This window comes from Streptomyces sp. CB01635 (assembly GCF_002803065.1).
Taxonomy (GTDB): Bacteria; Actinomycetota; Actinomycetes; order Streptomycetales; family Streptomycetaceae; genus Streptomyces.
The window spans coordinates 41,422-57,558 of the sequence record NZ_NNBL01000042.1; the positions used below are offsets into that span (position 1 = coordinate 41,422).

At 69.5% G+C, this 16,137-nt stretch carries 15 protein-coding genes, 1 tRNA gene and 1 pseudogene; 2 read left to right on the forward strand and 15 right to left on the reverse strand.

Features of this window, described 5'->3' with window-relative positions:
- Positions 1-12: 12 nt before the first annotated feature.
- Positions 13-714, reverse strand: a complete 702-nt coding sequence (locus tag CG723_RS43360; RefSeq protein ID WP_100599072.1) for a hypothetical protein — start codon at positions 712-714, stop codon at positions 13-15.
- A gap of 47 nt (positions 715-761) precedes the next feature.
- On the opposite strand from CG723_RS43360, the gene CG723_RS43365 reads away from it, so the two are divergent.
- Entirely contained in the window at positions 762-950 is a 189-nt protein-coding gene (locus tag CG723_RS43365; protein ID WP_067429589.1) for a DUF5703 family protein, read from the forward strand.
- A 75-nt stretch (positions 951-1,025) separates the two neighbouring features.
- On the opposite strand, the gene CG723_RS49090 is transcribed toward CG723_RS43365, so the two are convergent.
- From CG723_RS49090 to CG723_RS43380, 3 genes are all read right to left on the reverse strand, one after another.
- Positions 1,026-1,721 (reverse strand): chaplin, encoded by a 696-nt coding sequence (locus CG723_RS49090; protein WP_100599073.1) that lies wholly within the window; start codon positions 1,719-1,721, stop codon positions 1,026-1,028.
- A gap of 140 nt (positions 1,722-1,861) precedes the next feature.
- A complete protein-coding gene (locus CG723_RS43375; protein WP_100599074.1) occupies positions 1,862-2,095 on the reverse strand; it encodes a chaplin in 234 nt (77 codons plus the stop codon).
- A 152-nt stretch (positions 2,096-2,247) separates the two neighbouring features.
- Entirely contained in the window at positions 2,248-3,573 is a 1,326-nt protein-coding gene (locus CG723_RS43380) for a M20/M25/M40 family metallo-hydrolase (RefSeq protein WP_199842116.1), read from the reverse strand.
- Between the two features lie 188 nt (positions 3,574-3,761).
- Here CG723_RS43380 and CG723_RS43385 point away from each other — a divergent pair.
- A tRNA-Leu gene (locus tag CG723_RS43385) sits at positions 3,762-3,849 on the forward strand.
- Positions 3,850-3,928: 79 nt separating this feature from the next.
- On the opposite strand, the pseudogene CG723_RS43390 reads toward CG723_RS43385, so the two are convergent.
- The 11 genes and pseudogenes from CG723_RS43390 to pgi form a co-directional block, all read right to left on the reverse strand.
- Positions 3,929-5,089, reverse strand: a pseudogene (locus CG723_RS43390) (ROK family protein); the annotation flags it as partial.
- The gene (locus CG723_RS43395; RefSeq protein ID WP_100599076.1) at positions 5,086-6,072 is read right to left on the reverse strand and encodes an ABC transporter ATP-binding protein; all 987 of its coding nucleotides are present in this window, start codon (positions 6,070-6,072) and stop codon (positions 5,086-5,088) included. The gene CG723_RS43395 and the pseudogene CG723_RS43390, both read right to left, overlap by 4 nt.
- The gene (locus CG723_RS43400; protein ID WP_100599077.1) at positions 6,069-7,040 is read right to left on the reverse strand and encodes an ABC transporter ATP-binding protein; all 972 of its coding nucleotides are present in this window, start codon (positions 7,038-7,040) and stop codon (positions 6,069-6,071) included. The genes CG723_RS43395 and CG723_RS43400 overlap by 4 nt, the downstream gene beginning before the upstream one ends.
- Positions 7,033-7,956, reverse strand: coding sequence for an ABC transporter permease (locus CG723_RS43405; protein WP_100599078.1), 924 nt, complete (start codon positions 7,954-7,956; stop codon positions 7,033-7,035). Before CG723_RS43405 ends, CG723_RS43400 begins: the two co-directional genes overlap by 8 nt.
- 7 nt (positions 7,957-7,963) lie before the next feature.
- Entirely contained in the window at positions 7,964-8,953 is a 990-nt protein-coding gene (locus CG723_RS43410) for an ABC transporter permease (RefSeq protein WP_100599079.1), read from the reverse strand.
- Between the two features lie 10 nt (positions 8,954-8,963).
- Positions 8,964-10,658, reverse strand: coding sequence for an ABC transporter substrate-binding protein (locus CG723_RS43415; protein WP_234374840.1), 1,695 nt, complete (start codon positions 10,656-10,658; stop codon positions 8,964-8,966).
- Positions 10,659-10,689: 31 nt separating this feature from the next.
- The gene (locus tag CG723_RS43420) at positions 10,690-11,556 is read right to left on the reverse strand and encodes an ROK family protein (RefSeq protein WP_199842117.1); all 867 of its coding nucleotides are present in this window, start codon (positions 11,554-11,556) and stop codon (positions 10,690-10,692) included.
- A 219-nt stretch (positions 11,557-11,775) separates the two neighbouring features.
- Positions 11,776-13,467, reverse strand: coding sequence for a carbohydrate binding domain-containing protein (locus CG723_RS43425; protein WP_100599080.1), 1,692 nt, complete (start codon positions 13,465-13,467; stop codon positions 11,776-11,778).
- A gap of 112 nt (positions 13,468-13,579) precedes the next feature.
- Complete coding sequence (locus CG723_RS43430; protein ID WP_100599081.1) at positions 13,580-14,179, reverse strand: histidine phosphatase family protein; 600 nt, start codon at positions 14,177-14,179, stop codon at positions 13,580-13,582.
- 19 nt (positions 14,180-14,198) lie between these two features.
- Positions 14,199-15,074, reverse strand: coding sequence for a phosphogluconate dehydrogenase (NAD(+)-dependent, decarboxylating) (gene gnd, locus CG723_RS43435; RefSeq protein WP_100599087.1), 876 nt, complete (start codon positions 15,072-15,074; stop codon positions 14,199-14,201).
- A gap of 17 nt (positions 15,075-15,091) precedes the next feature.
- The coding region (pgi, locus tag CG723_RS43440; RefSeq protein ID WP_100599082.1) for a glucose-6-phosphate isomerase at positions 15,092-16,137 on the reverse strand (1,046 nt) is incomplete at its 5' end.

Here is a 16,137-nt window from a genome sequence, read left to right on the forward strand (position 1 = left end):
GGACGGACCGCGTCAGGTCGGTTCCAGCTCGTCCTCCGTCGCGCCCGCGACCGCGCCGGGCCCGTCGTCCGCGAGGTCGCCGTCCAGCTCGTCGTCGAAGACGGAGCTCACGTCGAAGCGGCAGACGACCCGCTGCGGATCGGCCTGGTCGAACGGCGCGTCCAGCCACTCCCCCGGCTCAGCCGGTTCGTCCGAGGCCGTCACCCACAGTGTCGAGTCGCCCTCCTCCAGGCCGAACTCCTTGTGCCGGGAGGCGATTTCGTCGGGTTCGAACTCTCCGAAGAGGACACCGAGAGCAGCGTGCACGCTGTTCCCGATGGTCCCGACGGCCGCCGCGGCCCCGTCGACGAGATCCGAGTCGGCCTCCACGTCGGCGACCCGCTGGGCCTGCGCGAGCAGGCGCTGCGGCTCCACCACGGCGTAGTCGCGGCGGATGAGCACGCTCAGGGCGTTCGGTTCCTCGGGGCCGGTGTACGGGGGCAGCGAGTCCTCCGTACCGGGAATCTCGAAGGGGGTGACCTCGTCGTAGCGGTCGTAGAGGAGCTCGTCGTACTCCTCGGCCGCCGCGGCCAGTTCGTTGAACGCTTCGTAGACGGCCGGATCGTCCTCACCCGACCTGCGCTCGACAGCCGCCAGGTGGCGGTCGAGCGCAGCCTTGACCGCCTCGGCGGCGGCGCGTACCTCGGCAGCGGTGGGCTGCGCAGCATCAGACATAGTGCAGACGCTATCCGTACACGGCCCGTGCCCGCACAATAGATGCGATGCCGGAATACGAATTTGTCGACGTGTACGTCCCGCGCGGGGTCTCCCGCAAGGACGCCACACGCCTGCTGACCGACCATGCCGAGTACGGACACTGGGAGTTGGACCGCCTGAGCCTGTTGCGCGACGGCAGCCGCAGGGTGCGGTTGCGCCGGCGGATCATCCGCCAGCTTCGCGCCACGTGGTGAGTGAGCGGAGCGGGCCCCGTCCTGCTGGGCCCGCTCCGTTCCGCACCTGCTCGGTCACGCCGCGTCACACGGCGGTCACACGCCTGCCCGCGCCCGCCGGTAGAGGAGCGCGCCCGCGAGCAGGGCGCCCGCACCGGCCGGCAGGACCGTTCCCAGCGGCATCGAGCTGCCGGTCTCGGCGAGCTGCTCCGAACCCTCGGGCTGGGTGACGGTCTGCGTCCCCGGGTGGTTCGGGGTGCTGGGGGTCACCGGCTTCGGCGGCGCGGGCGTGTTCGGCTCCGGCTGCGTCGGCGGCTTGGTCGGCGGGGTCGTCGGCTTGTCGCCTCCCGGCGAGTTCGCGCAGTCGTTGCCCCCCGCGGGGTTGAGCAGCCCGATGACCGAGACGCCGTTGCCACAGGCGTTGACCGGCACATGGACCGGGACCTGCACATGGTTGCCGGAGCCGACACCGGGCGAATCGCTCGTGCCCCCCTCGGCCGTGGCGCCGCCGCCGTGATGGCTCCCACCGGGGTGGCCGCCTCCCGGCTTCGACGTGTTGGCACAGTCGTTGCCCGCCGCGGGGTTGAGCAGCCCGACGACGTTCACGGTGTTGCCACACGCGTTGACCGGGACGTCCACAGGGAGCTGGATCGTGTTGCCGGAGAGGACGCCGGGCGATCCCGACGAGCCTCCCTCGGCACCGGAGTCTGCGTGTGCGTAGCCCCCGGACACGGCGAGTACGCCGGTCGCGGCCGCCACGGTGATCAGGCCTTTGCGCGTGACCTGTCGCATAGCTTTAACCTGCCTTATGCCTTGCAGAATGCGCACGGGCATCCATACACGTGCGCGGAATGACCAAGCGGCCCCGGAGCGCATGGCGCGCACTCCGGGGCCGATGGACTCAGGCCCTCACGGGGCGATGCACAACGACGTCACTTGTTGACGCAGGCGTTGCCGAAGGCGGGGTTCAGCAGCCCGATCACGGACACCGTGTTGCCACAGGCGTTCACCGGGATGTGGACCGGAACCTGGATGACGTTGCCCGAGATGACACCGGGAGACTTCACGGCGGCACCCTGAGCCCCGGCGTCGGCAGCGGCGATGCCCGCACCAGCGAGCACGAGACCACCAGTGGCAGCCGCAGCAGCGACGACCTTCTTGATCATTATTCCTCCTTGTTGGCAATGCAGTCCCAGCCGCGGACTGCACCCCCTGTAACGAGGAGGGACTGATGAGGCTACGAGCCTATGTTTCCTTTCACTCTTCTCAGTCCGGTACGCACGCGCGGCCGAATATCCGGCCGCGCGGGCCCCTCGGGTCAGGACGCGTCGATGAACCGGTCGAGCACGCGCACGCCGAACTTGAGTCCGTCGACCGGAACTCGCTCGTCAACGCCGTGGAACATGCCCGCGAAGTCCAGTTCCGGCGGCAGCTTCAGCGGAGCGAAGCCGAACCCGCGGATGCCGAGGTCGTCGAAGGACTTGGCGTCGGTGCCGGCGGAGAGCATGTACGGCACCGCGCGGGCGATCGGGTCCTCGGCCTGGAGCGCCGTCTGCATGGCGTCGACGAGCGCGCCGTCGAAGGTGGTCTCCAGGGCCTTGTCCGCGTGCACGTCCTCGCGCTGGACGTTCGGGCCGAGGATGCGGTCGAGGTCGGCGAGGAACTCCTCCTCGTAGCCCGGCAGATAGCGGCCGTCGATGTGCGCGGTGGCCTGCCCGGGGATCACGTTCACCTTGTAGCCGGCGCCGAGCTGGGTCGGGTTGGCGGTGTTCTGCAGCGAGGCGCCGATCAGCTTGGCGATGCCGCCGAGCTTGGCGAGCGTCTCGTCCATGTTCTCCGGGTCGAGCTCGGTGCCGAGCGCGTCGCCGAGCTCGTCGAGGAAGTGCCGCAGCGTCTTGGTGACCCGCACCGGGAACTTGTGGCGCCCCAGACGACCGACGGCCTCGGACAGCTCGGTGATCGCGTTGTCCTTGTGGATCATCGAACCGTGGCCGGCCGTGCCGTCCACGGTCAGCTTCATCCAGTGCATGCCCTTCTGGGCCGTCTCGACGAGGTAGAGCCGCAGCTTCTCGTTGACGGTGAAGGAGAACCCGCCGACCTCGCTGATCGCCTCCGTGCACCCCTCGAAGAGGTCCGGGTGCTTGTCGACGAGGTGCCGCGCGCCGTACGTGCCGCCCGCTTCCTCGTCGGCGAGGAAGGCCAGGACGATGTCGCGCGGGGGCTTGCGGCCGCTGCGCAGCCGGTCGCGGACGACCGCGAGGGTCATCGCGTCCATGTCCTTCATGTCGACGGCGCCGCGGCCCCAGACGCACCCGTCGGCGATCTCGCCGGAGAACGGGTGGTGGGTCCAGTCCGCCGCGTTGGCCGGTACGACGTCGGTGTGGCCGTGGATCAGGAGCGCGGGCCGCGAGGGGTCCTCGCCCTGGATGCGGGCGACCGTCGAGGCCCGGCCCGGGTGCGACTCGAAGATCTTGGGCTCGAGGCCCACCTCGGCGAGCTTCTCCGCCACGTACTCGGCGGCCTTGCGCTCGCCGGGACCGGAGTGGTCGCCGTAGTTGCTGGTGTCGATCTGGATCAGCTCACGACAGAGGTCGACGACCTCGTCCTCGCCCGAGACCGTCCTGCCCGTGCTCGACTCGCTCACGCCTGTTCCTCCCACTGTCGTTGCTGGTGGTCCCCCTCATCCTCTCTCTCCGGGGGCCGCGGCCCAAGGGCGGGCGGGGGTCGTCATCCGCCGTTCACAGCGGACGGGTGGCGGGATCTGGCACCCCTTCGGGCCTGGTAATGTTCTCTCTGTCGCCGCGGGGAACACCCCGCGAAGACAGACACCTTGTCCGGGTGGCGGAATGGCAGACGCGCTAGCTTGAGGTGCTAGTGCCCTTTATCGGGCGTGGGGGTTCAAGTCCCCCCTCGGACACCAGCTGAGACCCCAGTTCACCTGGGGTCTTTTGCGTTTCCGGAACTCTCGCGGGTCCTCTCCCCGGCCCTCTCCCCGTCAGGCGATCGAAGAGCAGCGGGCGGGCCGCGCGCAGGGCCGTGGTGATCGCTCCGAGAAGCACCGCGTCCGCTCCTGTCCTGCTGGGTTCGACGCGGGGGCGCAGCGGGGTGAGGCGGTGCAGGGTCTCGCCGACCGTGGCGAGCAGGAGGTCCGCGCCCCGGCCGACGCCACCGCCGAGGACCACCAGATCGGGGTCGAGGACGGCGGTCACGGAGGCGACGGCGAGGGCGAGGCGCTCGCCTTCCTGGCGTACGGCGGCGAGGGCGGCGGTGTCGCCGGTGCGGGCGGCGTCGAAGACGCGCTTGGCGGTGAGCGGGCCGGTCATGCCCAGGGTGCGGGCGGCGCGGACGACGGCGTCGGCGGAGACCGCGTCCTCCAGCATGCCGCGCCGGGGTGCCGCCCCCGACGCCGGTACGCCGTCCAGTGGCAGGAAGCCGATCTCGCCCGCGGCGCCGTGTGCGCCGAGGAAGAGCTCTCCGTCGGCGACGACGCCCATGCCGAGGCCGGTGCCGATCAGGACGTAGACGAAGAGGTGGCTTTCGGCGCCCGCGCCGAAGGTGTACTCGCCGAGCGCGGCGAGGTTGGCGTCGTTGTGGACGGAGAGCGGGGTGCCGAGGCGGTCGCGCATGCGCTCGATGAGGCCGGGGCGGCCCCAGCCGGGCAGGTTGACGGCGTAGCGGACCCGGCCGGTGTGGCGGTCGAAGACTCCGGGGGTGCCCACGGCGGTGTGCACGATGTCGGCCTGGCTCAGCCCGGCGTCCGCGAGGGCCTGTTCGGCGCAGGTGACGGCGGCGTCGGCGACCGCTCCCGCGCTGCGGCCGCGGTTGCGTACCTCCGTACGGGAGACGATCGCGCCCGTCAGGTCGGCCACCGCCGTGCGCAGGCGGGCGCGGCCGATGTCGATGCCGAGGACGTGTCCGGCGCGCGGGTCGGGTTCGTAGAGGACGGCGACGCGTCCCCGGCTCTGGGCGTGGGTGCCGGCCTCGCGGACCAGGCCGGCGCGTTCCAGCGCGGCGAGGGCGGAGGAGACGGTGGGCTTGGACAGGCCGCTGTCGCGGGCGAGTTGGGCGCGGGAGGCGGGGCCTTCGAGCCGCAGGCGTTCGAGGAGCAGCCATTCGTTGTTGCTGCGCAGGCGCAGGCGGTTCCAGGGGGGTGTGGTCACTGGGCGCCCTCGGGCGGGGCGGTGACGTGGCAGGCCGCCGTGTGACCCCCGCCGACCGGCTGCAGACGCGGGGTGACGTGGTGGCACTCGTCGACGGCGAGCGGGCAGCGGGTGCGGAAGCGACAGCTGGGGGTGGGGTCGATGACGACGGGCGGGTCGGTCTTGGCGGCGGCCGCGTCGACGTCGAGGGGGGCGCGCGGGTCGGGGACGGCGGACAGGAGCAACTCGGTGTAGGGGTGGCGGGGGTGGGCGAGGACGTCCTCCGTGGGGCCGGTCTCGACGACGTGGCCGCCGTACATGACGGCGATCCGGTCGGAGAGGTAGCGGGCGCCGGCGATGTCGTGGGTGATGTAGAGGATGGAGACGCCCTCGGTCTCGCGCAGGTCGGCCATGACGTTGAGCAGGCCGATGCGGATGGAGACGTCGAGCATGGAGACGGGTTCGTCGGCGAGGATCAGTTTGGGGCGGTGGGCGAGGGCCTGGGCGAAGCCGATGCGCTGGCGCTGGCCGCCGGAGAGTTCGTACGGGAAGCGGGCCAGGACGTCCGCGGCAGGGGTGAGGCCGACCGCTTCGACGACGCGCTCTGTTTCTGCCTGGCGCTCGGCGCCGCTCAGTTCGGGGCGGTGCAGCTTGAGACCCCGCAGGATGCCGTGGGAGACGCGGTAGGCGGGGTTGAGGGAGGCGAAGGGGTCCTGGAAGACCATGGGGACGTCGCCGCGGTACGCGAGCTTCGCCTTGCGGCCGCGCTGGGCGGTCAGCGGCTGCCCCTCGTACCGGATTTCGCCGCTGGTGGGCCTGTGGACCTGGGCTACGAGGCGGGCGAGTGTGGACTTGCCGCTGCCGCTCTCGCCGACGAGGGCGACGATCTCGCGTGCGCCGATGGTGAGGTCGACGTCGTCGACGGCGTGCAGGACGCGGCGGGTGAGCCCGGTGCCGACCTTGAAGTGGCGGGTGAGGCCGATCGTTTCGAGCAGAGGGCTCATGAGACGGCCTCCGTGAGGTGCAGCAGGCAGCGGGAGCGGGCCGTGCCGACTTCGTACAGGGCGGGCTCGGTGTCGTGGCACTGCTCGTGGACGAGGGGGCAGCGCGGGGTGAAGCGGCAGCCCGCGGGCGGTGCGGCGAGGTCGGGCGGGCTGCCGGGGATGCCCTTCAGGGGGACGCGGGGGCCGCGGATCGAGGGGAACGCTTCGAGGAGCCCGCGGCTGTAGGGGTGGGAGGGGTGGTCGAAGACGGTGCGGGTGGGCCCCTGCTCGACGACCTGGCCCGCGTACATGACGAGGAGCTGGTCGGAGAAGTGGCTGACGAGGGACATGTCGTGGGTGACGAACACAACGGCGAAGCCGAGGAGTTGCTGGAGTTCCTTGATCTGGACCATGAGAGAGCGCTGGGCGACGACGTCGAGCGCCGAGGTCGGTTCGTCCATGATGACCAGGTCCGGGGTGAGCAGCAGCGCCATGGCGATCATGGCGCGCTGGCGCATGCCGCCGGACAGCTGGTGCGGGTAGCTGTGCAGATGGACCGGGTCGATGCCGACGAGGTCGAGGACCTCGGTGGAGCGGGCGCGGATCTCCTCGTTGGTGTAGGTGCCGTGCGCCGCCATGGCGTCCTTGTACTGGGCGGCGAGGGTGGCCACGGGGTTCAGGGCGTTCATGGCGGACTGCAGGACGACGGAGTAGTCGCGCCAGCGCAGGGCGTTGAGTTCGCGTTCGCCGAGGGTGACGAGGTTCTCGCCGCGGAAGCGGACAGCGCCGCCGGCGATGCGGGCGGGCGGGTTGAGCAGCCGCGCGACGGCGAACATCAGGGTGGACTTGCCGCAGCCGGATTCACCGACGACGGCAGTGAACTGCCCTTTCTCCACGATGAGTTCGACGTGGTCGACGGCTGTGACAGGGCCGCGCGCGGTGTCGTAGACGACGGTCAGGTCGGTGACACTCAGCAGGGGTTCAGGCACCTTTGCGCCTCCTTCGTACGGGACGCAGGGCCGGGTTGCCGATCTCGTCGAAGGCGTAGTTGACGAGGGCGAACGCGACGCCGAGCAGGGCGACGCAGAGGCCGGGGGCGATGGACCACAGCGGGGTGCCGGTCTGCAGGGCCTGCTGGTTCTGGGCCCAGTAGAGCATCGTGCCCCAGCTCTGCGAGTTCGGGTCGCCGAGGCCGAGGAACTGCAGGCCTGCCGCACTCAGCACCGAATAGAGCGCGGCACCGAGGAAGTTGGCGACGATCAGGGACGTCATCGTCGGCAGGACTTCGAAGACGATGATGTACGAGCGTCGCTCGCCGCGCACGCGGGCCGATTCCAGGAAGTCCCGGTTGCGCAACGACAGGGCCTGGGCGCGCAGTTGGTTGGCGCCGTAGGACCAGCCGGTGAGGACGAGGACGGCGAGGATCACGGTGAGCGAGCCCTTGCCGGCGTACTTGGCGAGGATGATCACCAGGGGGAACGCGGGGATGACGAGGACGACGTTCGTCAGCAGGGACAGGAGGTCGTCGGCGATGCCTCCGAGGTACGCGGCGGAGACGCCGACGATCACGGAGAGGACGGTGGCGAGCGCGCCGGCCACGACGGCGATGACGAGTGATTCCCGCGTGCCGTAGATGAGTTGGGAGTAGATGTCCTGGCCGAGCGCCGTCGTGCCGAGGAGATGGGCGGTGGACGGGTCGAGGCGCGGGGCGAAGTTCGCCTCGTCGGGGTGGTCGACGGAGGTGAACAGGCCCGGGAACGCGGCGACGACGGTGAAGATCAGCAGGATCACCGCACCGGCCATGGCCTTGCGGTTGCCGCGGACCGCCCTCCACAGGCCGCCTCCCGCCCGGGTGCGGGCGGAGGCCTTCTCGGGCGGCGGGGCGGTGATGGCGGTGGTGGTCATCGGGCGCTCACCCCTTCGCCCTGGCTCGTGGATCGAGCCACACGGTCGCGATGTCCACGGCCAGCAGTGCCACCAGCACCGCGACGGTGAACAGCATGAACAGGGCCTGCATCAGCGGGTAGTCGACGTTCTGGACGGCGTTGTAGAGGAGGTAGCCGATCCCGGGGTAGTTGAAGACGTACTCGATGAGGATCGCGCCCGAGATGACGAAGCCGAGTGACATGGCGAAGCCGGCCAGGTTGGGCAGGATCGCGTTACGGGCCGCGTAGCCGTACATGATCCGGCGGGAGCCGAGGCCCTTCGCGCGGGCCATCCGGACGTAGTCCTCGGCCAGGGTCGTGATCATGTTGTTGCGCATGGTGAGGATCCAGCCGCCGATCGTGGTGATGAGCAGCGTCGCCGCCGGGAGTACGGCGTGGGAGAGCACACTCCCGACGAAGCCCGGGGAGAAGCCGGGCACGATCGAGGTGTCGTAGTTGAAGTTGGCGGGGAGCCAGCCGCCGGTGCCCTGCGAGAAGACCAGGATCAGCAGCAGGCCCACCCAGAAGTACGGCAGCGCCGACGTGATCACGAAGATCGGCGGGAGGACCGCGTCGAGGGCGCCGCCGCGGCGCCAGCCCGAGACCGTGCCGATGAGTGTGCCGAGCACGAAGGCGAGGACCGTGGTGATGCCGACGAGGCCGAGGGTCCAGGGCAGGGCGCCGCCGATCAGCTTGGTGACCGGCTCGCCCAGCGTCTGGCCGATGGAGCGGCCCCAGTTGCCGGTGAACATGTGGCCCAGATAGTCGAAGTACTGGACCGCCACGTTCTGGTCGGGCTTGAAGCCGAACGACGTCAGCATCTGTTCGAGCGCGTCCCGGGACACCCGGCCGCGGGTACGCACGACGAGCGCGTCGACGGGGTCGCCCGGCATGAAGCGCGGGATGAAGAAGTTCAGGGTGAGGGCCGCCCAGAGCGTCAGCAGGAAGAACCCCAGGCGGCGCAGTATGAAGCGCACAAGTCACCGCCTACTGGGCCGACTTGGAGTACAGGTGGGTGAGCACCTGGCCCGTGTCGGGGAAGTTGTAGGCCGCGGGCTGAGCGTAGGGGTTGTCCTCGGTGGGCCAGCCGGCGATGTCCTTGGTGTTGTACTGGAACCAGTCCACCGACTCCACGATCGGGATCACCGGGACGTCGTCGATCATGTACTGGGCGACCTGCTTGACGATCTCGACCTGCTTCGTCTCGTTCGCCGACGCGTAGTCGTTGAGCAGCTGGTCGACCTTCGGGTTCTTGTAGCGCTCCCAGTTGCTCGCGGCGTTCTTGCCGAGCGGGGCGGTGTTGGCCGAGTGCAGCATCTGGCGCAGCTCGTAGTACGGGGTGGGACCGCTGGTCTGCTGGGCGTAGTAGGCCAGGTCGTAGTCGCCGGTGTAGAGGTGGCCGATCATGGTCTGCTGCGCGAGGTCCTGGACCGCGAGGTCGATGCCGACGGCCTTCAAGTTCTGCTTGATGACGTTGAGCGAGGCGTCCCAGTCGGTGTAGCCGGTGATCGTGATGATCTTGAGCTTGAGCGGCTTGGACGGGGAGTAGCCGAGCTCGCCGAGAAGCTTCTTGGCGCGGGCCGGGTCCGGCTTGTCGAAGCCGGCCTTTTCCACAGCCGCCTTGTCGTAGTACTTGTCGAACGTCGGTGTCACGATGCCCGACTGGTTCGCGGCCGGTTCCTGGCCGCCGACACCGATCTTGGAGACCTTGTCCCGGTCGATGGCGAGGGAGATCGCCTGGCGGACCTTGAGGTTGCTGGTCATCTTGTGGGACGGGTCGAGATTCGGGTGGATGCTGACGTTCAGGACGGGCGGCGACCAGGTGTGGTTGTCGGCCGACTTGTCCAGGTAGAACTGCTTGATGCCCGGGATGAACTGGCTCCCCCACTGCGCCTTGCCGTTGGCGAGGTCGAGGTTGGCGGGGCCGTTGTCGAGGTAGGCCGGGTACTCGACCTTCTGGATGTACGGCTTGCCCGGCTGCCAGTAGCCGGGGTTGGCCGTGTACTGGATGTTGTTCGGCGAGCAGGGGTTGACCTCGAAGGGGCCGGTGCCGACGGGCTTCTTGTCCACCCAGGTGTCGGGGTGGGCGGCGGCCGCGCCGGTGCCGAAGACGTGCTCGGGCACGATGGCGACCTGGTGGGCGAAGGCGTAGAAGTAGGGCTGTGCCGCCTTCTCGAACTTCAGGGTGACCTTGTCACCGGAGGCGGTGGCCGACTGGAGTCCGGCCGTGGTCCAGAGCGCGTACAGGTCGGTGGACGGGACGCGCTTCATGAGGTTGAAGGTGAACGCGACGTCCTTGGCGGTGAACGGCTTGCCGTCGTTCCACTTCACGCCGGAGCGGACCGTGAAGTCGATCTGCGTCTTGTCGGCGTTCCACTTGTAGCTCTTGGCGAGCATCGGCGTCTCGGCCGCGTCCTTGAGCGTGTTGACGTAGATCAGGGGTTCGTAGACGAAGCCGATGGACGTGTTGTAGACGGCCGGGTTGAACGGATTGAAGTTGCAGGTCCAGGTCTGCCCCGCCGTGTTGGCGATGGTGACCGTGCCGCCCTTCTTCTTCGGGCCGCTGCTCTGTGTGGCGTTGTTGCCGTCGGAGTCGCCTTTGTGCTTGGTCTCCGAACAGGCCGTCGCCGTCACGGCGAGCGCGCCGATGACCGCTGCGGCGAGGATGCGCGTGGGCCTCATGTCCTGCCAGTCCCTTCGTGGGCCGGGTGCGTCAGGTTCCGGTGCGCGCGGCCTCGACGGCCAGCGCGAGTGCCCCGAGCAGGGGCGCGTCGTACGGATGCGCTGCGGGTACGAGCTGGGGCGGATAGGGCACGGCAGCGTCCAGGGCGTGGCGCAGCCTGTCGTGCAACGCCTCCCAGGAGCGGACCATGCCGCCGCCGACGACGATCCGCTCGGGATCGACGGCAATGGCGAGGTTGACGAGGTGGAAGGCCAGCTCGTCGATGAACTCTCCGATGTGACCGGCGAGTTCGGTAGATCCTTGCGCCTGCGCGGCCTGGCTGAGGGCCTTGCCGCTGACGACGTCCTCCAGCGGGATCCGGTCTCCGGAGGCCAGGCCGACGTCGGCGGCTGCCCGCAGGTTGTAGCCGATCTCGCCGGACGCGCCGTGCCGTCCGGTCAGGACCGTGCCGCCGGCCACGATCGCGACGGCGAGGCCGGTGCCGAGGTTGACGTACAGGCCCGGGTCGCAGCCCTTCAACGCTCCGGCATCGCATTCGTAGCGGGCCGCGGCCTTGACGTCGGTGGCCAGGCGCAGCTCCGAATCCGGGAATTCCAGGGCGAGTTCACGCCCGAGGGCGAGCTCTTCCCAGCCGGGGATGTTCGGGGCGAGGGCGACCCCGTCGGCGCCGGGGATGCCGATGGTGGACACCCCGACGGCGACCGGTTCGCGGCCGTCGAGGAGGGAGCGGGCGGCGCCCACGGCCCTTTTGAGGCCTGCCTGTGCGCCGTGCTCCGGCGCGGTCTCGACGGTGAGGTCGTGCAACCGGGTGCCGTGCTGGTCTGCGACGGTCAGAGCCGTCTTGGTGCCGCCGAAATCTAGGGCGAGGACGACGGGCGTGGATGGAGGCACGTTCACAGGAGCTCCTCACGCGGGAGGGAGGCGCCAGTAAAGTTACGTAACTAAACGAGGTGGCCCGGACTGTACGCTCGATGCGCCTCGCGCGTAAGCCCTCTTGACCACAGCGGAGTTGATGATCTTTCGGAGCCTCCAGAGCAATCGGAGTGTTCGGAGTGTTCGGGCAACGGCAAGGCCCCCGGGAGATCCCGGGGGCCTGCCTGTCCGGTGCGCGCGTGGTCAGCCGGTGAATCCGGCGGTGATCTTCGTGAACTGCCAGTTGTCCTGGCTGATGCCGGAGCAGTTCTCCGCCACTCCCCCGCCCGCGCACGGCCGGTCGCGGTTGACCGACCAGAAGGCGAGGCGTGCGATGTGGTGGCTGTTGGACCAGTCCTTGACCTGGGTCCAGATCGCCGGCGTCGTGGTCTCCTGCTGGTCGCTGACGCCGTTCATGCCGGAGATGCCGATGTGCCCGTACGCCGTCGTGTCGTCCCAGCCGAAGACCGACTTGAGCTTGGTCTTGAGGCCGTCGGCGGCATTCACGGTGTTGCCGTACATGTCGGAACCGCCGCCGAAGTCGAACGGCATGATCGTGAAGACGTCGATGTCCGCGTTCAGGGCCTTGGACTGCTCGATGAGGCGGTTGCCGTAGTACGTCGGTCCGGTCGTCGAGGTGCCGAAGGTGAGGATCGTGCGCAGGCCCGGGTTGTTGGCCTTGACGATCTTCAGGGCGCCCAGGATGCGGTCCTGGACGGCCTCGTTCTCGAACTCGTCGGAGTTCTCGATGTCGACGTCGATGGCCTTGAGCCCGTACGCGTCGATGACCTTCTGGTAGGCGCCCGCGAGGGCTTCGGGGGTCGAGCAGTTGGGGCCGAGCTTGTTGCCGCTCCAGCCGCCGATGGACGGGACGACGTCGCCGCCCGCGGAGCGGATGGCGTTGATCGCGGTCTGGTCCTGGCCGCCGGTGAGGGCGCGCTGGCCGTCCCATGCGGGGTTGCAGCCGCCGGAGGAGAGAATGAACGCCATCGTGAACCACTTGACGCCGGTCGCGTTCATGACCGTGGCCGGGCTCGGCGGGTCACCCCAGCCGGTGTAGAAGTACGGGGCCGCCTGCTTGAATCCGGTGCCGCCGCCGGAGCCCTGATCGGTCGTCACGGAGACCGAGTTGGAGGCGGCCGAGGCGTTGCCGGCCGCGTCGTGGGCCTTGACCGTGAAGGCGTACGCGGTACTCGGGGAGAGGCCGCTGACGGTGGCGCTCGTTCCGGAGACCGTCAGGAGCTTGTTGCTGCCGCCGCTGTAGATGTCATAGCCGGTGACGCCGACGTTGTCGCTCGCCCCGGTCCAGGACAGGGAGACGCTCGTCGAGGTCTTGCCGGTGGATTTCAGGGCCGTCGGGACGGTGGGCGCCTGGGTGTCGCCGCCCCCGCCGCCGGGCCCGTCGAGGCTGATGTCGTCGGCGTAGTAGGTGCCCTGCGCGTACCAGCCCTGGGTGTAGATGGTGGCGCTGGTCTGGGAGGCGCCGGTCGTGAACTGCACCGTGAGCTGACTGTAGGCCGTCGGGGACTGCGTCCAGGTCGAGGCCCCGCCGTCCACGCCGAGGTAGACGTAGTTGCCGCGCACCCAGCCCGAGAGGGTGTACGCGGTGTTCGGCTGGACGGAGACGGTCTGGCTGCACTTCGCGTTGTCGCTGGAACCGGCCGCCCCCGACAGGGCTTTGGTGCCGCCGTGGACCGGGCTGGAAACGACCGAGCCGAGCCCGCCGGAGCAGGTCCACGGGCTCGTGCTGCCGCTCTCGAAGCCCGCGTTGGACAGTACGTTCGCGGCCTGAGCGGTGGTGGGGAGGGCGACCGCGCCGGCCACGGCGAGTGCGGCGGATCCGATGAGGGCGAGGAGGCGGGGTCTTGCGGAGCGTCTCTTGCGTCTGGAGAACACACGAACTCCCGGTGGGGGCAAGGGGATTGGACCGGACACCAGCGGCGCGCGAGGCGCGACCACCAAGTTGGTATGGACCAATCCCCTTGTCAAGACCCCGCGTTCACTCGGCTCACCCGTGTCCGGGTGCCCGCACGTTCCACTCCGCGATCACCGGTCGCCCGTGCTCCGTCGACAGGCGGCTCACCGTCCCGGTCGCCAGCTGGAAAAGGCGGCCGTCCGCCGGGGCGAGGCCCAGGCGGCGGGCCGTGAGCACGCGCAGGACGTGGGCGTGGGCCACGACGACCACATCGCCCTCCGCGAGCGCGGGCGCCACGCGGGCCAGGACGCGGTCGGCCCGCTCCCCCACGGCCCCCGGGGACTCGCCGGGCCCGTCTTCGGGCCCTTGCGGGACGCCCTGGGTCCACAGGTCCCAGTCGGGGCGGGTGCGGTGGATCTCGCGGGTGGTGACGCCTTCGTAGGCGCCGTAGTGCCACTCGTGGAGATCCGGTTCGGGCCTGGCCCCGCTCAGGCCCGCGAGGTCCGCGGTGCGGACCGCGCGGCCGAGCGGGCTGGTGAGGACGAGCGCGTACGGACGTCCGGCGAGGAGCGGGGCGAGGGACTTGGCCTGTTCCTCGCCCTGCTGGGTGAGGGGCTTGTCCGTCCAACTGGTGTGCTGTCCGGACAGGCTCCACTCCGTCTCGCCGTGGCGGACCAGGAAGAGGTCGCCCATGGCTGTCGTCTCCCTCTGACTACTTCTTCTCGACGGCGTGGCCGCCGAACTGGTTACGCAGGGCCGCGATCATCTTCATCTGCGGCGAGTCGTCCTGGCGCGAGGCGAAGCGCGCGAACAGGGACGCGGTGATCGCGGGCAGCGGCACCGCGTTGTCGATGGCCGCCTCGACCGTCCAGCGGCCCTCACCGGAGTCGGCGGCGAAGCCGCGCAGCTTGTCCAGGTGCTCGTCGTCGTCCAGCGCGTTGACCGCCAGGTCGAGCAGCCAGGAACGGATGACCGTGCCCTCCTGCCAGGAGCGGAAGACCTCACGCACGTCGGTGACGGAGTCGACCTTCTCCAGGAGCTCCCAGCCCTCGGCGTAGGCCTGCATCATGGCGTACTCGATGCCGTTGTGAACCATCTTGGAGAAGTGCCCGGCGCCGACCTTGCCGGCGTGGACGTAGCCGAAGTCGCCTTCGGGCTTGAGGGCGTCGAAGACGGGCTGGACGCGGGCGATGTGCTCCTTGTCGCCGCCGACCATGAGGGCGTAGCCGTTCTCCAGGCCCCAGACGCCGCCGGAGACACCGGCGTCGACGAAGCCGATGCCCTTGGTGGCGAGCTCGGCGGCGTGCTTCTCGTCGTCGGTCCAGCGGGAGTTGCCGCCGTCCACGACGATGTCGCCGGGCGAGAGAAGCTCCTTCAGCTCGTCGATCGTCGACTGGGTGGCGGCGCCCGCGGGGACCATCACCCAGACCACGCGCGGGCCTTCGAGCTTCTCGACGAGCTCGGCGAGGGAGTCGACGTCGGAGACCTCGGGGTTGCGGTCGTAGCCGATGACGGTGTGGCCGGCGCGGCGGATGCGCTCACGCATGTTGCCGCCCATCTTGCCGAGGCCGATGAGTCCGAGCTGTATCGCGGTCATGTCTGTCTTCACTTCTTCCGGAGCGTGCGGTAGGTGGCGACGAGCGCCTGGGTGGAGGCATCGAGGCCGGGGACGTCGGCGCCTTGGGTGAGGGCGGGTTCGACGCGCCTGGCGAGGACCTTGCCGAGTTCGACGCCCCACTGGTCGAAGGAGTCGATGTTCCAGACGGCGCCCTGGACGAACACCTTGTGCTCGTAGAGGGCGATGAGCTGGCCCAGGACGGAGGGGGTGAGTTCCTTCGCCAGGACGGTGGTCGTGGGGTGGTTGCCCTTGAAGGTGCGGTGGGGCACCTGCGCCTCGGGGACACCTTCGGCTCGGACCTCGTCGGCGGTCTTGCCGAAGGCGAGGGCCTGGCCCTGTGCGAACAGGTTGGCCATCAACAGGTCGTGCTGGTCCGCCAGCTGAGCCGAGAGCTCGCCGACCGGACGGGCGAAGCCGATCAGGTCGGCCGGGATGAGCTTCGTGCCCTGGTGGATGAGCTGGTAGTAGGCGTGCTGCCCGTTGGTGCCGGGGGTGCCCCAGACGACGGGGCCCGTCTGCCAGTCCACCGGGCGGCCCTCGCGGTCCACGGACTTGCCGTTGGACTCCATGTCGAGCTGCTGGAGGTACGCGGTGAACTTGGACAGGTAGTGCGAGTACGGCAGGACCGCGTGCGACTGGGCGCCGTGGAAGTTGCCGTACCAGATGCCCAACAGGCCCATCAGAAGAGGGGCGTTCGCCTCGGCGGGAGCGGTGCGGAAGTGCTCGTCGACGAGGTGGAACCCGTCGAGCATCTCGCGGAAGGCGTCCGGACCGATCGCGATCATCAGCGAGAGGCCGATGGCCGACTCGTACGAGTAACGCCCGCCGACCCAGTCCCAGAACTCGAACATGTTGGCCGTGTCGATGCCGAAGTCGGCCACCTTCTCGGCGTTCGTCGACAGAGCGACAAAGTGCTTCGCGACGGCGGAGTCGTCGCCGAGCGCGTCGAGCAGCCAGTTGCGCGCGGAGGAAGCGTTGGTGATCGTCTCGATCGTCGTGAACGTCTTCGACGCGATGATGAACAGCGTCTCGG

Coding starts and splice junctions, on each gene's coding strand:
- CG723_RS43360 (WP_100599072.1), bottom strand. CDS start 714: ATGTCTGATGCTGCGCAGCCCACCGCTGCCGAGGTACGCGCCGCCGCC.
- CG723_RS43365 (WP_067429589.1), top strand. CDS start 762: ATGCCGGAATACGAATTTGTCGACGTGTACGTCCCGCGCGGGGTCTCC.
- CG723_RS49090 (WP_100599073.1), bottom strand. CDS start 1,721: ATGCGACAGGTCACGCGCAAAGGCCTGATCACCGTGGCGGCCGCGACC.
- CG723_RS43375 (WP_100599074.1), bottom strand. CDS start 2,095: ATGATCAAGAAGGTCGTCGCTGCTGCGGCTGCCACTGGTGGTCTCGTG.
- CG723_RS43395 (WP_100599076.1), bottom strand. CDS start 6,072: ATGAGCCCTCTGCTCGAAACGATCGGCCTCACCCGCCACTTCAAGGTC.
- CG723_RS43405 (WP_100599078.1), bottom strand. CDS start 7,956: ATGACCACCACCGCCATCACCGCCCCGCCGCCCGAGAAGGCCTCCGCC.
- CG723_RS43415 (WP_234374840.1), bottom strand. CDS start 10,658: ATGAGGCCCACGCGCATCCTCGCCGCAGCGGTCATCGGCGCGCTCGCC.
- CG723_RS43430 (WP_100599081.1), bottom strand. CDS start 14,179: ATGGGCGACCTCTTCCTGGTCCGCCACGGCGAGACGGAGTGGAGCCTG.